A 14,092-nucleotide genomic window follows, 5' to 3' on the forward strand; every position below is an offset into this window, starting at 1 on the left:
GCGGGCGGGCGGCCCCGGGGGGGGGGCCCCGCCGGCGGCGGCCCCGGGCGCGGCCCGGCGCCCCCCCGCGCGGCCCCCCCCCCCCCCCCCGCCCCGCCCCCCCCCCCCCCCCGGCCCCGGCCGGCCCGGCTCACCACCCCGACCCACACCCCGCCCACCCAACCCCGCCCAACCCCGAGGCAGGGCAGCCCATCCCAGCCCCGTCGGTGACCGAGGCGCGGGGTCCGGGGCGGAGCCGCACGGCGGGGGGTCCCGGCCGGGCCTTCGCCCGTTACGTCGGGCTCACCGCCCTGAACCCCACCACCGCGCTCTACTTCGCCGCCCTCACCACCGCCCAGGGCGCCACCCTCCGAACCGGCGCAGCCGGAGCCGCCTTCCTCCTCGGCGTCGGCACCGCCTCGCTCCTCTGGCAGCAGACCCTCGTCGCCCTCGCCGCGCTCGCCGGCAGCCGGATCTCCGACACCGCCCGGGTGTGGACCTTCCGCCTCGGCTACGGGCTGGTCGCCGCCTACGCCGTCAAGATCGCCCTCCCGCTCCCCTGAGCCCGCGCCCGGCCTGATCCGTAAGACACCCCCTAGGGTGGCTGCGTGACGACGACCCGCCTCTCGGCCCGCGCAGCCATCGCCTCCGTGACCGACCCCGGCAGCTTCGCCGAACTCCCCGCCCCCCGAAGGGAGTCACCCGCCGACGGCCCCCTGGCCTGGACCGGCTACGACGACTCCCGCGCCCGCGCCGCGCAGCGGACCGGCGAGCGGGAGTCCGTCGTCACCGGCACCGCCCTCATCGGCGGCCGCGAAGCCACCGTGATCTCCTTCGAGTTCGGCTTCCTCGGCGGCTCACTGGGCCAGCACACCGGAGACCGGCTCGAAGCCGCCTACAGCTACGCCCGCCAGCACCGGCTCCCCCTCGTCTCCCTGATCGCCACCGGCGGCTCCCGCATGCAGGAGGGCATGCTCGCGCTGACGCAGCTCCAACGCGTGGCACGCCAGAGCGTCCTGACCCGGGCCGCCGGTCTCCCCCAGATCGCCGTCCTGCGCGACCCGACCACCGGCGGCGGCTGGGCCACGCTCGGGGCGGGCGCGGATGTGGTCCTCGCGCTGCCCGGGGCCCAGGTCGGCTTCGCCGGCTCCCGGGTGCGCCCGGCGGACGCGGACCCGGCGGCGTACTGCGCCGAGGGGCAGTACGCCGCCGGGCACGTGGACGCCGTCGTCCCCCCGGCCGACCTGCCCGGCACGCTCGCCGACTGGCTCCGGGTCCTGGCCGCGCCCCGCGCCGCCGGGGCGGTCGAACCCCCGGCCGCGCTGGCCGACGTAGCGGCGCCCGCAACCGGCTGGGACGCCGTCCGGCAGGCCCGTCATCCGGACCGCCCGCACGCCGAGGCGTACCTGGACGCGTACTTCACCCTCCGCCTCCCCCTCTCCGGGGACCGGGCCGGCGGCACCGACCCCGGCATGCTGTGCGGATTCGGGCTGCGCGAGGGCCGGGCCGTGGCGTACGCCGCCCAGGGCGGCACCGCCACCCGCCCGGCGGGGTACCGTACGGCCGCCCGCGTCATCCGCCTCGCCGACCGGCTCGGCATCCCGGTGCTCACCCTGGTGGACACCCCCGGCGCGGCCAACGACGCCGCCGCCGAACACGCCGGCGCCGGCGCCGCCATCGCGGACACCTTCGCGGCGCTGGCCGGAGCCGGCGTCCCCGTCACCACCCTGCTGATCGGCGAGGGCGGTTCGGGCGGCGCCCTCGCCCTGGCCGCGCCGGGCAACACCTGGGTCACCCCGGACAGCTATTTCTCGGTCATCGCCCCGGAACTGGCGGCCGCCATCCTCAAACGCCCCCCGACGGCCGCTCCCGCCACCGCCGACCAACTCCGCATCCGCCCCCAGGACCTGGTCGCCCTGGGCGTGGCCCGCGGCATCGTGGGACCGGCCGGGCCCCTGCCTCAGGAGTGACCGCCGGAGGGGATGACGGCGGCTCCCCACCTCGGCGTCGGATTCCTGCCGGACCGATCGGTCCCTGCCCTCCACTCTTGTCGCATGCCGACACCCTCAAGGACCTCCCCGACCTCCCCGACCTCCCCCACGGACACGACCACCCTCCTCAGCCGCATGTACGCAGCCGAGTCCGCCTACCTGGCGGCCGGAGGCCCCGGCGCGGCCTCCTTCGACCTGCTCGCCCCCTTCTTCGCACCGGACGTCGTACTGCACCAGGCCGACGGCCTGCCCTACGGCGGAACCTGGCGCGGCCACGCGGGGATGGAGCGCTTCTTCCTGAAGATGAGCGAGGTGTGGGAGTCCTTCGACATCGAGGGGCAGGAGTTCCTCGCCACCGGCGCCACCGCCGTGGTGCACACGCAGGTCCATGCCCGGGCTCGCGCCACCGGTGCGCGCCTGTCCTTCCCGGTCCTCCAGACGATCACCGTCAGGGACGGCCGGATCGCCGAGGTCCGCCCCTTCTACTGGGACACCGGGGCGATCGCCCGGGCCTGCCGGGCGTGAGGTGCCCGGGGGTGCCTCGCCGGAAGCCGGACGTCCATCCGGTACAGCCGCGTCACCTGCTGCGCCAGTTCGTTGTCGTCACTGACCAGGAGCAGCCGCACCCGCCCGAAGCCGTCGTAGTCGGTCACCGCCATGCCCTCGATGTTGTCGACCAGCGGGTGGTTCTGCGGCAGCCGCGACGGCGCCCCCAGCGACGGGCAGTCGTCGAAGTCCCCGAGCACCGTCTTGCGCGCCACCCGCAGCCGCGGCCCCTCTGCCAGGGTCTCCAAGGCTGAGGTGTCCGTCGCGCCCAGCGGATCGGCGACGTACAGCCGTACGGTGATCACGAACTGCTGGGTGAAGCCCCGCTCCAGCACGATCAACCTGCCGTCACGGGTCGGCGCGAGCTCCACGAGGCCGTGCCCCGGTTCCACGGGATACGCGTACTGCCGTCCCAGTGTGAACTCCCCGTCCACGCGCCGCTCCCAGGTCTGGATCCGCTGGAGGGTCCGCCCCTGCGCGTCCTTCCCGTCGCCGGCCAGCGCCCCCTCGACGCCCGCGACCAGCGTGCGCCCTCCGGGGAGCAGCGTCAGCGACTCGAAGGTCTGGTTCGCGGTTGCCCGCCCCTGCGGTGCCGGCCGGAAGGCGTCCGGGACCGGCAGCGTGCCCAACACCTCCCCGGTCCGGCTGTAGCGCCGGATGGCGGGCGCGAACTCGTCGGTGATCAGGTAGGTCCCGTCGCGGTCGACGACGATCCCCTCCGAGTCGACTGCCTTCCCGGCACCGTCCGTCAGCGGGAGTCGCGCCGTGGCCCGGGCGGTCGGGGTGTCCCCGCGGGCGACCGTCAGCGAGTACAGAGCCGACTTGTCGGAGATCCCGGTGACCGTGCCGTCCTTGCCGTCGACCGCGAGCCCGGAGATGCCGCCGACGAGGCGCCCGTCGAGCGTGGTCTTGTCGAGCGCGTCGGAGTAGCCCGCGACGAAGAGGTACGGCGAGCAGGACCGGTCCTCCTCCGGGGCCGCGACGGCGGGCGGCACGAGCATGCCGGAGAGCGCGGCGGCGGCTGCCGCGGTGGTGGCGAGCGTACGAAGGCGCACGGAGCCTTCCTCCTGATTCGGCGGACACAAACAATCCGACTTCCGAACTGTCCTATGCCGAATCGAAGGAAAGAGGAAGGGTACGCAACACGATCGCCACAGACCGGCCAACTCCCCTTCACGCCCGGCCGGACCGGGCGAACCGCCCCGGACTGATCCCCACGTGCCTCCCGAAGTGCCGCGCCAGATGCGCCTGGTCGTAGAAGCCCGCCGCCACGGCCGCCTCGGCCGGCCGCATCCCGGCCAGCAGCAGCCGCCGCGCCGACGCCACCCGCCGCCCGGTGAGGTACGCGTGCGGCGGCAGCCCGTACGCCGCCCGGAAGCTCCGGATCATGTGCGTGGGGTGGACGTGCCCCAGCTCCGCCGCCGCCTCCTCGAGCCCGATGCCCTCGGCCGGCCGTGCGTCGAGCAGCTCGCGCAGCCGTACGGCGAGCCCGGCGCCCCGCGCCCCGTACGCCGCCGGCGCGCGCCCGGCGAGCCACCGGTGCAGCCGTTCCCGTACGAGGGCCAGCCGCGACTCGGCCTCCAGCCGCTCGACCGCCCCGGCCGGCAGCCCCCGCGCGCCGAGCGCCCGGTGCAGGCCGTGCACGCGTTCCCACAGCACCGGGTCGGGCAGCAGCGGGGCGCCCACGGCGGCCCCGGTCAGGCTTTCCGGAAGGACGGAGGTGTCGAGGTAGAGGACGCGCTTGCGGAAGCCGGACTCGGTGACGGTCCGCCCGTCGTGCGCCACCCCGGGCGGCAGCAGGACCACGCAGTCCCGCACCCCGGCGCCGTGCCGCTCGCGGTCCAGCGCGAAGTCGACCCGGCCGCCGTCCAGGATCATCAGCGCCCAGGTGTCGTGCACGTGCGCCGGGTAGGCGTGGTCCGTGAACCGGGCGTGGAAGACCTCGGCGATCCCCGGGACCGGCGGCTGCCAGGCGGAAACGGTGCTGCGCGGACGTATCGCGGCCATGTCAGGAACGTACAAGACCGCCCGCTCCCGGCCGGGCAGCCTGCACCCATGACCATGACACCGAAGACCCCCGTGAACATCGCGCGGACGCTGTCCGCCTTCGACGAGCAGTGGGCCCCGCGCCGCATCGCCCGCGTCAACGACTACGAGGTCAAGGCCGCCAAAGTCCAGGGCGAGTTCGTCTGGCACACCCACGAGGACACCGACGAGCTCTTCCTCGTGATCAGCGGCACCCTGACGATCCGGCTCCGCGACGGGGACGTGGTCCTCGGGCCCGGGGAGCTGTACGTCGTCCCGCGCGGGGTGGAGCACTGCCCGGCGGCGGACGAGGAGGCGGCGATCCTGCTGTTCGAGCCGACGGGCACCGTCAACACCGGGACCGCGGGCGGCGAACGCACCCGGGAGCCGGTGGACGCCTGACACCCCCGACGGAAGCCCCCGGGTCGGCGGTGGAGACGGCGGGGGGGGCCGGGGGGCCCGGCGGCCCGGCGGCCCGGCCGCCCGCCCGCGCCGTCAGGCCTGCGGCGCGTGCGCGTCGTAGCGGGCGAAGCCGCGCCAGCGGAGCGCGAGCACGCCCAGTACGAGGACGCACGCGAGGCCCCCGCCCGTGATCGCCACGGCCGGGGAGGTCAGGTCCGCGACGGTGCCGGCGAGGAAATCGCCGAGCCGGGGGCCGCCCGCGACGACCACGATGAAGACGCCCTGGAGGCGGCCGCGCATCTCGTCGGGAGTGGCCGCCTGGAGCATGGTGGTCCGGAACACCATCGAGACGGTGTCCGCGCACCCGGCCACGGCCAGGAAGAGCAGCCCCAGCCACAGGTTCCGGGTGAGCCCGAAGACGGCGACGGCCAGCCCCCAGGCGGCCACGGCGAGCAGGATCGCCAGCCCGTGCCGCCGGATGCGGCCCTGCCAGCCGGAGAACAGCCCGCCCAGCAGCGCCCCGACGGCGGGCGCGGCCGCCAGCAGGCCCACGGTCTTGGCGTCGCCGCCGAACCAGAGCCCGGCGATGGCCGGGAACAGTGCCCGCGGATGGGCCAGGACCATGGCGGACAGGTCGGAGAAGAAGGTCATCCGGATGTTGGGCCGGGTCCCCAGGAAGCGCAGGCCGTCGACCACGGAGGCCCTGCCCCGCGTCCCCTCGGCGCGGTCCGGCTTCATCGACGGCAGCCGCCACATCGCGTAGAGGGCGGCGCCGAAGGTCACGGCGTCGATCAGGTACGCGGCCTGGTAGCCCCACCAGCCGACGATCAGCCCGCCCAGCATCGGGCCGGCCATCATCCCGGAGGTCATCGTCACGGAGTTCAGGGCGTTGGCGGCGGGCAGCTGATCGGCCGGCAGCAGCCTCGGGATCATGGCGGACCGGGCCGGTCCGGTCAGCGCCCCGCACACCGCTTGGAGCGCGACGACGGCGTACAGGAACCAGACCCGGTGGTAGTCGAGCAGTGCGGCCGCGGCCAGCGCCGCGGACAGCCCGGCGGCGGCCAGTGAGCTGTGCAGGCCGAGCTTGCGCCGGTCGACGGTGTCGGCGATGGCACCGCCGTAGAGCCCGAAGGCGACGAGCGGGACCAGCGTGAAGAGCCCCACGAGTCCGACGGAGAAGCTGGAGCGGGTGATGTCGTAGACCTGGAGCGAGATCGCGAGGGCCGTCATCGCCTGGCCGAGCCAGGAGATGGTGCCGCCGACCCACAGCCGCCGGTAGTCCGGCGACGTGCGCAGAGGGGTGAGGTCGGCGAATATGCGCCGTCTGGCCGGGGCGGGCGCGGTCGTACGAGTCACACGGGATGGTAACCGCCGGCCGGCCTGCGCCCGGGAAGCGTCCGCGCCTGCTCTCACCCGCCCCGTTCGCCCCACAGTGCCCCGAGGTCCCGCCGTGGGCGGAATTTGCCGGTAACCCGCCACTATCACCGGACATTTGACCGAATCGGCGTGCGCTGCCGCCACCCGTTCAGCTCATGATGAAAAGACTCGTATGTCCAGGGAGGCGCAGTGATCGAACCTGGCAACAGCACCACGAGCACCGGCACCACACAGAACACGGTGCGCTCCACCGTCCCCCTCACCATCGGTGTCGAGGAGGAGTTCCTGCTCGTCGACGCCCGCACCTTCCGGGTGGTCCCCGCCGCCCCGCTCGTCCTCGCCACGGCGGGCGGGCTGCCGGGTGAGCTGCATGCCGAAGGCACCCGCTACCAGGTGGAGATCTCCACCCCGATCGCCCACTCGGCGGCTTCGCTGCGCGAGGAACTCGCCGCCCGGCGGCGCGCCCTCGGGCGGGCCGCCCGCGCCCACGGCTGCCGCCTGCTGGCCGCCCCCTCGCCGGTCTTGGCCGTGGAAGGGCCGCTGCACCTGACCGACGACGAACCGCGCCAGCGCGAACAGCACCGCCGCTTCGGCGCGCTCACCGACACCCTGGTGAGCTGCGGCCGCCACATCCACGTGGGCACCCTCGACGTGGACACGGCCGTGTCCGTCTCCAACCGGTTCAGGCCATGGCTGCCCACGCTGATCGCGCTGGCCGCCAACTCGCCGTTCTGGGGCGGCCGTGACACCGGCCACGCCAGCTGGCGGGCGATGGCCTGGTCGGGCTGGCCCTCGGCGGGCCTGCCCCCGCACTTCACGTCCACGGCACACTTCCGGCGCTCGGTGCAGACCCTGCTCGGCTCCGGAGCCGCCCTGGACACCAAGATGGTCTACTGGGACCTCCGCCCGTCCGGGAACTGGCCCACGCTCGAGATCCGGGCGCCCGACATGTCCCCGGACATCGACACGGCCATCCTCCAGGCGGAACTGGCCCGGGCCCTGGTGTCCACGGCGCTGCGCGAAAACGCGGAGCAGCGCCCCGAGCCGGCCCTGCGGGACGACGTCCTGCGCCTCGCGCGCTGGCGGGCGGCCCACGACGGCCTCGAGGGCTTCGGCCTGGACCCGTACACGGGCGCCGAACTCCCGGCGGCCGACCTCGCGGAGGCCCTGCTGGACCTGGTCGCTCCGGAACTGGCCGCCTCCGGCGACCTCGACCACGCCGCCAAGACCATGGCCGGCCTCCTCCGCGACGGCTCAGGCGCCCACCGCCAACGCGCGGCCTACGCCCGCCGCCAGGACCTGACCGACGTACTGCGCCACCTGGCGGACGAAACGGAGAACTTCTGACCGCGGCACCGGCACATCCCCGCCGACACACCAAAGCCGCAGGTGCAATCGTTTCTGCACCTGCGGCTTGCGGTGGGGCGGGTGGGACTCGAACCCACGGCCGACGGATTATGAGTCCGCTGCTCTAACCGGCTGAGCTACCGCCCCTTCACGGCGTGGCGCGTACACGTGTGCGCGCCGTCTGCCGCAGCATAGCCGCTCATACGATCTCCTGCCTCGGATGCCTCGCATGATCGGCTTCGCCTGTTCAGAGAGACCGCGCTGAGGGCTGCCCGGTTCCCGGCCAGGGCAAAAAAGAAGAGGACCCGGAGGGCCCTCTTCTTCCTTGCTCCCCCGGCTGGACTCGAACCAGCAACCCTCCGGTTAACAGCCGAATGCTCTGCCAATTGAGCTACAGGGGATCGCGCTCCCCCGACTGGACTCGAACCAGTAACCTGCCGGTTAACAGCCGGCTGCTCTGCCAATTGAGCTACAGGGGATTGCTGCGGTGCATCGAACAGCCCACCTCCGGCCTTGCCGGGGGGCGAGCGCCCGCTGCGAGTCATAGATTAGCGCAAGCAGGGGGGTGCTCCGCCAATCGGTATCGACAGCGGGCCGGGCACCACACGACGAAGGGTGACAGGCATGCGGTACAAGGTCACGTTCGTGGTCGGACTGGCCCTCGGGTACGTGCTCGGGACCCGGGCCGGACGGGAGCGGTACGAGGAGCTGAAGAAATCCGCGCGGCAGCTCGCGCAGAACCCCGCGGTGCGCAATGCCGCCGAGGCGGCCGGGCAGACCGGGCGCGAGTTCGCGGGGAAGGCCTTCGCCGCGGTGAGCGACAAGGTCGGCGACGCCGTACCGGCCGGACTGGCCGGGCGGGTGCGCGGACTGCGCGGCCGGGGAGGCGGCTCCGAGGACGAGTGGGGCACCAGCAACACCTGACGGCCGGCTTCGCGCCCGGGCAGCGCGGGATCCGTGGTGTTCCAGGACACCGGGGGCGCCCGCGGCGCATGAGGCTCCCGTGGCCTCCGGGACCGGTGTGGTCCCGGAGGCTCCGCGCCGGTCGAGACCGGGGCGGCGTGCGGCAGAATTCTCCGCATGGGGATAGTCGCCGGGCTGGACAGCTCTTCCGCGTTCACACGCATCGTCGTCTGCGACACCGAGACCGGTGCCGTGCTGCGCCAGGGGTACGCACCCCATCCACAGCCCGCCGGGGAACCGGACGGCGCGAATCCCCACGAGACCGATCCGCAGGCCTGGCTGCTCTCGCTCGGCGAGGCCGCCGGCGGCGGGCTCCTCGAGGGGGTCCAGGCCATCGGCGTCTCCGCGCAGCAGCACGGCCTGCTGCCGCTCGACGCGCAGGGCGGGCTCGTGCGCCCGGCCCTGGTCGGCAACGACAAGCGAGGGCAGGTGGCCGCCGCCGACCTCGTCGACGGCCTCGGCGGCCGGCAGGCGTGGGTCGAGGCGGTGGGTTCCGTCCCGCACGCCGCGCAGCCGCTGGCGAAACTGGCCTGGCTGGCCCGTAGCGAGCCCGAGGCGGCCCGTCGGGTGGCCGTGCTGATGTCCCCGCACGACTGGCTGGTCTGGCAGCTGCTGGGCCGGCCCGCCCGCCGGACCACGGATCGCGGCGGCGCCTCCGGCACCGGGTACTGGTCGACGGCCACCGGTTCCTGGCGGCCCGACCTGGTCGAGCTCGCCCTGGGTCACCGGGCGCTGCTGCCCGAGGTGCTCGGTCCGGCCGACGCCGCCGGGACCACGCCCGAGGGGCTGCTCATATCCGCCGGCACCGGCGAGACGATGGCCGCCGCGCTCGGCCTGGGGCTCGGTCCCGGTGACGCGGTGGTCTCGCTGGGCGCCTCCGGATCGGTGATGGCGGTGCACCACGAGGCCCTGTCGGAGCCGGGCGGCCTGATCACCTCCCTGGCCGACGCCACGGGCATGCACCTGCCGGTGGTGAACACCTCCAATGCCGTACGGGCCCTGCGCGGTACCGCCGAGCTGCTGGGCACCGATCTGGAGGGGCTGTCCGAACTCGCGCTGAAGTCGACCCCGGGCGCGCACGGCCTCGTACTGCTCCCGTACCTGGAGGGTGAGCGGACGCCCAACCTGCCGCACACCGCCGGGACCCTGGCCGGGCTGCGCCGGGACTCGATGAAGCCGGAGCACCTGGCGCGGGCCGCCTTCGAGGGCATGCTGTGCGGGCTGGTGGACGCGCTGGACGTGGTGCGCACGCGCGGGGCCGAGATCCGCCGGGTGTTCCTGCTGGGCGCGGCGGCCGAGCTGCCCGCCGTGCAGGCCGCGGCTCCCGGGCTGTTCGGGACGCAGGTCGTCGTACCGGCGCCGGCCGACTACGCGGCGCTGGGCGCGGCGCGCCAGGCGGCGTGGGCGCTCGGTGTGGCGCAGGGCACGCTGGCCCCGCACACCCCGCCGGTGTGGCCGGCCCCCGCCGCGCAGGTGTTCGAGCCGGGCGAGGAGTTCCCGGCCTGGCAGGCGGTGCGCCAGCAGTACATCGCGACGCGGGAGCAGATCCACCCCGGGGCGTTCCAGCCGGGCGCGGGAGCGTTCTAGCCGGGGCGCGGGAGCGTTCTGGCCGGGCGTGGGAGCGTTCGAGCCGGGCATTCCCGGGACCGGAGGCGTAGGGCGGTCTACTCCTTTTGACCGGGCTTTGCGAAAACCGGTGGGGATCGGGCCGCCGGTTGGCCGAAGATGGGGTGAACCCCCTCGATCTTGCCGACCGGAGCCTGCGCGTGCTCATACGACTTCTGCGGACCCATCTGGGTCCGTACCGGAAACCCATCGCCCTGCTGGTCCTGCTCCAACTGCTGCAGACCAGTGCGAGCCTCTACCTGCCCACGCTCAACGCGGACATCATTGACAACGGTGTCGTCAACGGGGACACCGGCTACATCCTGCGCTTCGGCGCGCTGATGCTCGGCGTCTCGCTCGTCCAGCTCGTCTGCAACGTCGGGGCCGTCTACTACGGCGCCCGCACCGCGGCGGCCTTCGGCCGGGACGTCCGCGCCGCCGTCTTCGACCGGGTGCAGAGCTTCTCCGCGCGGGAGCTCGGCCAGTTCGGCGCCCCGTCCCTGATCACCCGTACGACGAACGACGTCCAGCAGGTCCAGATGCTGGTGCTGATGACCTTCACGCTGATGGTCTCGGCGCCGATCATGTGCGTCGGCGGCATAGCCATGGCCCTGTCGCTCGACGTGAAGCTGTCGGGCGTGCTGCTGGCCGTCGTCCCCGTACTCGGCCTGTCGGTCGGGGCGATCGTGCTCAAGACGCGCCCGCTGTTCCGCCAGATGCAGGAGCGGCTGGACACCGTGAACCGGGTCCTGCGCGAGCAGATCACCGGCAACCGGGTGATCCGCGCCTTCGTCCGCGACGACTACGAGAAGGACCGGTTCCGGGAGGCCAACCAGGACCTCACCGGTGTCTCGCTGGCCGCCGGCAAGCTCCTCGCGCTGATGTTCCCCGCCGTCATCGTGGTCGTGAACATCTCCAGCGTCGCCGTCATCTGGTTCGGCGCGATGCGCATCGACAGCGGGGGCATGGAGATCGGCCAGCTGACGGCCTTCCTCGCCTACCTGATGCAGATCGTCATGTCCGTGATGATGGCCACCTTCATGTTCATGATGGTGCCGCGCGCCGAGGTCTGCGCCGAGCGCATCCAGGAGGTCCTGGACACCGAGTCCAGCGTGGTGCCGCCCACCGACCCGGTGCGCAAGCTCCTGCAGAGCGGCGTACTGGAGCTGCGCGGCGCCGACTTCCGCTACCCGGGCGCCGAGGCCCCGGTGCTGCGCGGCGTGGACCTGGTGGCCCGGCCCGGCGAGACCACGGCGGTCATCGGCTCCACCGGCAGCGGCAAGTCCACCCTGCTGGGCCTGGTGCCCCGGCTGTTCGACGCGACCGGCGGCGAGGTGCTGGTCGACGGGGAGGACGTACGCCGGCTCGAGCCGGAACTGCTGGCCAAGACGGTCGGCATGGTCCCGCAAAAGCCGTACCTCTTCTCCGGAACCGTCGCCTCCAACCTCCGCTACGGGCGCCCCGACGCGACCGACGAGGAGCTGTGGCGGGCCCTGGAGGTGGCCCAGGCCAAGGACTTCGTGTCCGAGCTGGAGGGCGGCCTGGAGGCCCCCATCACCCAGGGCGGTACGAACGTCTCCGGCGGCCAGCGCCAGCGGCTCGCGATCGCCCGCACCCTGGTGCAGCGCCCGGAGATCTACCTCTTCGACGACTCCTTCTCGGCCCTGGACTACGCGACGGACGCGGCGCTGCGCGCGGCGCTCGCCCGCGAGACCGAGGACGCGACCGTGGTGATCGTCGCCCAGCGGGTCTCCACGATCCGCGACGCCGACCGGATCATCGTCCTCGACGAGGGCCAGGTGGTCGGCGAGGGACGCCACCACGAGCTGATGGCCGGCAATGAGACCTACCGGGAGATCGTGCTCTCCCAGCTGACGGAGGCGGAGGCCGCATGAGCGGGCCCGGAGGACGGATGATGATGGGACCGGCCCAGCGGTCCCTGGACTTCAAGGGCTCGGGCAAGCGGCTGCTGCGTCAGCTCGCCCACGACCGGGCCAAGATCTGGGGCATGGTCCTGGCCGTGGTCGGCTCCGTCGGCTGCGCGGTCGTCGGGCCGAAGATCCTCGGCGAGGCCACCGACCTGGTCTTCGCGGGGATCGTCGGCCGGGAGATGCCGGCGGGCCTGACGAAGCAGCAGGCGCTGGACGGCATGCGCGCCGAGGGCCACGGCGGTATGGCGGACATGCTGTCCGGCACGGACTTCACCCCCGGCGAGGGCATCGACTTCGGTGCCGTCGGGGTCGTGGCGGTCTGGGCTCTGGTGGTCTTCACGATGGCCGGCCTGCTGATGCTGGTTGCGACGCGCCTGTCGAACCACATTATGAACGGCACCGTGTACCGGATGCGCGAGGAGCTCCAGGGGAAGCTGTCGCGGCTGCCGCTGTCGTACTTCGACCAGCAGAAGCGCGGCGAGGTGCTGAGCCGGGCGACGAACGACATCGACAACATCGGCCAGACGCTCCAGCAGACGATGGGGCAGCTGATGAATTCGCTGCTGACCATCGTCGGCGTGCTGGCGATGATGTTCTGGATCTCGCCGCTGCTCGCGCTGGTGGCGCTGCTGACCGTACCGCTCTCGATCTTCGTCGCGGCGAAGATCGGCAAGAAGTCGCAGCCGCAGTTCGTGGCGCAGTGGAAGACCACCGGCGCGCTGAACGCGCACATCGAGGAGATGTACTCGGGCCACAACCTGGTCAAGGTCTTCGGCCGGCAGAAGGAGTCCGCGGCCGTCTTCGCCGAGCAGAACGAGGCGCTGTACCGGGCCTCGTTCAAGGCGCAGCTGGTCAGCGGCATCATGCAGCCGGTGATGTTCTTCATCTCGAACATCAACTACGTGCTGATCGCGGTCGTCGGCGGGCTCCGGGTCGCCTCGGGCACCCTGTCGATCGGTGACGTGCAGGCCTTCATCCAGTACTCGCGGCAGTTCTCGATGCCGCTGACACAGGTCGCCTCGATGGCGAACCTGGTGCAGTCCGGGGTCGCTTCGGCGGAGCGGGTGTACGAGCTGCTGGACGCGGCGGAACAGGAGCCGGACGCCGAGGTTCCGGATCGCCCGGAGACCCTGCGCGGGCAGGTCACCCTCGACAAGGTGGCGTTCCGCTACGAGCCGGACAAGCCGCTGATCGAGAACCTCTCGCTGAGCGTGGAGCCCGGCCAGACGGTCGCGATCGTCGGCCCGACGGGCGCCGGCAAGACCACGCTCGTGAACCTGCTGATGCGGTTCTACGAGGTCACGGGCGGGGAGATCGCCCTCGACGGCGTGGACATCGCGAAGATGACCCGCGAGGAACTGCGCGGCGGGATCGGCATGGTGCTCCAGGACACCTGGCTGTTCGGCGGGACCATCGCCGAGAACATCGCGTACGGGGCTTCGCGCGAGGTCACGCGCGCCGAGATCGAGGAGGCCGCGCGGGCGGCGCACGCCGACCGGTTCATCCGCACCCTGCCGGACGGCTACGACACCGTGCTGGACGACGAGGGCGCGGGCGTCAGCGCCGGCGAGAAGCAGCTGATCACCATCGCCCGGGCGTTCCTGTCGGACCCGGTGATCCTGGTGCTCGACGAGGCGACGAGCTCGGTGGACACCCGGACCGAGGTGCTGATCCAGAAGGCTATGGCGCGCCTGGCGCACGGCCGTACGTCCTTCGTGATCGCGCACCGGCTGTCGACGATCCGCGACGCGGACGTGATCCTGGTGATGGAGAGCGGCTCGATCGTGGAACAGGGCACGCACGAGGAGCTGCTGGACGCGGGCGGCGCGTACGCGCGGCTGTACGCGGCGCAGTTCGCGCAGGCGGTCGCCGAGGTCGACTGACCTCGGGGCGGGCCGGGTGGGGGCGTCCTTCGGGGCGCCCCTT

12 protein-coding genes and 3 tRNA genes are annotated in these 14,092 nt (G+C 73.1%); 9 read left to right on the forward strand and 6 right to left on the reverse strand.

What is annotated here, in order from left to right; all coding sequences use genetic code 11:
* Positions 1-206 precede the first annotated feature (206 nt).
* The 3 genes from ACIP5M_RS30135 to ACIP5M_RS30145 all read left to right on the forward strand — a co-directional run bounded on the left by ACIP5M_RS30135 (position 207) and on the right by ACIP5M_RS30145 (position 2,495).
* Entirely contained in the window at positions 207-542 is a 336-nt protein-coding gene (locus tag ACIP5M_RS30135; protein WP_401202535.1) for a hypothetical protein, read from the forward strand.
* 45 nt (positions 543-587) lie between these two features.
* Positions 588-1,949 (forward strand): carboxyl transferase domain-containing protein, encoded by a 1,362-nt coding sequence (locus tag ACIP5M_RS30140; RefSeq protein WP_401202537.1) that lies wholly within the window; start codon positions 588-590, stop codon positions 1,947-1,949.
* A gap of 84 nt (positions 1,950-2,033) precedes the next feature.
* Positions 2,034-2,495, forward strand: coding sequence for a nuclear transport factor 2 family protein (locus tag ACIP5M_RS30145; protein ID WP_401202539.1), 462 nt, complete (start codon positions 2,034-2,036; stop codon positions 2,493-2,495).
* Here the strand turns inward: ACIP5M_RS30145 and ACIP5M_RS30150 are convergent.
* Together ACIP5M_RS30150 and ACIP5M_RS30155 are read right to left on the reverse strand one after the other, a co-directional pair.
* Complete coding sequence (locus ACIP5M_RS30150; protein WP_401202541.1) at positions 2,453-3,571, reverse strand: esterase-like activity of phytase family protein; 1,119 nt, start codon at positions 3,569-3,571, stop codon at positions 2,453-2,455. The two genes, ACIP5M_RS30145 and ACIP5M_RS30150, sit on opposite strands and share 43 nt — an antisense overlap.
* Before the next feature lie 118 nt (positions 3,572-3,689).
* Positions 3,690-4,523 carry a helix-turn-helix domain-containing protein gene (locus tag ACIP5M_RS30155; protein WP_401202543.1) on the reverse strand — a complete coding sequence of 278 codons (834 nt, stop codon included), beginning with the start codon at positions 4,521-4,523 and terminating at the stop codon, positions 3,690-3,692.
* 48 nt (positions 4,524-4,571) lie between these two features.
* Here ACIP5M_RS30155 and ACIP5M_RS30160 point away from each other — a divergent pair, with 48 nt between their 5' ends.
* Positions 4,572-4,943 (forward strand): cupin domain-containing protein, encoded by a 372-nt coding sequence (locus tag ACIP5M_RS30160; RefSeq protein WP_401202545.1) that lies wholly within the window; start codon positions 4,572-4,574, stop codon positions 4,941-4,943.
* A 93-nt stretch (positions 4,944-5,036) separates the two neighbouring features.
* On the opposite strand, the gene ACIP5M_RS30165 is transcribed toward ACIP5M_RS30160, so the two are convergent.
* Positions 5,037-6,299, reverse strand: a complete 1,263-nt coding sequence (locus ACIP5M_RS30165) for an MFS transporter (RefSeq protein ID WP_401202547.1) — start codon at positions 6,297-6,299, stop codon at positions 5,037-5,039.
* Between the two features lie 210 nt (positions 6,300-6,509).
* Here ACIP5M_RS30165 and ACIP5M_RS30170 point away from each other — a divergent pair, with 210 nt between their 5' ends.
* Positions 6,510-7,667 carry a glutamate--cysteine ligase gene (locus ACIP5M_RS30170; RefSeq protein WP_401202549.1) on the forward strand — a complete coding sequence of 386 codons (1,158 nt, stop codon included), beginning with the start codon at positions 6,510-6,512 and terminating at the stop codon, positions 7,665-7,667.
* A 73-nt stretch (positions 7,668-7,740) separates the two neighbouring features.
* Here the strand turns inward: ACIP5M_RS30170 and ACIP5M_RS30175 are convergent.
* The 3 genes from ACIP5M_RS30175 to ACIP5M_RS30185 form a co-directional block, all read right to left on the reverse strand.
* Positions 7,741-7,814, reverse strand: a tRNA-Ile gene (locus ACIP5M_RS30175).
* A gap of 181 nt (positions 7,815-7,995) precedes the next feature.
* Positions 7,996-8,068 (reverse strand) — tRNA-Asn (locus tag ACIP5M_RS30180).
* Between the two features lie 5 nt (positions 8,069-8,073).
* Positions 8,074-8,146, reverse strand: a tRNA-Asn gene (locus ACIP5M_RS30185).
* A gap of 145 nt (positions 8,147-8,291) precedes the next feature.
* Here ACIP5M_RS30185 and ACIP5M_RS30190 point away from each other — a divergent pair.
* The 4 genes from ACIP5M_RS30190 (at position 8,292) to ACIP5M_RS30205 (ending at position 14,049) form a co-directional block, all read left to right on the forward strand.
* Positions 8,292-8,591, forward strand: coding sequence for a YtxH domain-containing protein (locus ACIP5M_RS30190; protein WP_401202551.1), 300 nt, complete (start codon positions 8,292-8,294; stop codon positions 8,589-8,591).
* A gap of 156 nt (positions 8,592-8,747) precedes the next feature.
* Positions 8,748-10,217 carry an FGGY family carbohydrate kinase gene (locus ACIP5M_RS30195; protein ID WP_401202553.1) on the forward strand — a complete coding sequence of 490 codons (1,470 nt, stop codon included), beginning with the start codon at positions 8,748-8,750 and terminating at the stop codon, positions 10,215-10,217.
* Between the two features lie 179 nt (positions 10,218-10,396).
* The gene (locus tag ACIP5M_RS30200; protein WP_401202555.1) at positions 10,397-12,130 is read left to right on the forward strand and encodes an ABC transporter ATP-binding protein; all 1,734 of its coding nucleotides are present in this window, start codon (positions 10,397-10,399) and stop codon (positions 12,128-12,130) included.
* The gene (locus ACIP5M_RS30205) at positions 12,127-14,049 is read left to right on the forward strand and encodes an ABC transporter ATP-binding protein (RefSeq protein WP_401202558.1); all 1,923 of its coding nucleotides are present in this window, start codon (positions 12,127-12,129) and stop codon (positions 14,047-14,049) included. Before ACIP5M_RS30200 ends, ACIP5M_RS30205 begins: the two co-directional genes overlap by 4 nt.
* Positions 14,050-14,092: the final 43 nt, after the last annotated feature.

The sequence above is a fragment of the Streptomyces sp. NPDC088762 genome, from assembly GCF_044750905.1.
Taxonomy (GTDB): domain Bacteria; phylum Actinomycetota; class Actinomycetes; order Streptomycetales; family Streptomycetaceae; genus Streptomyces.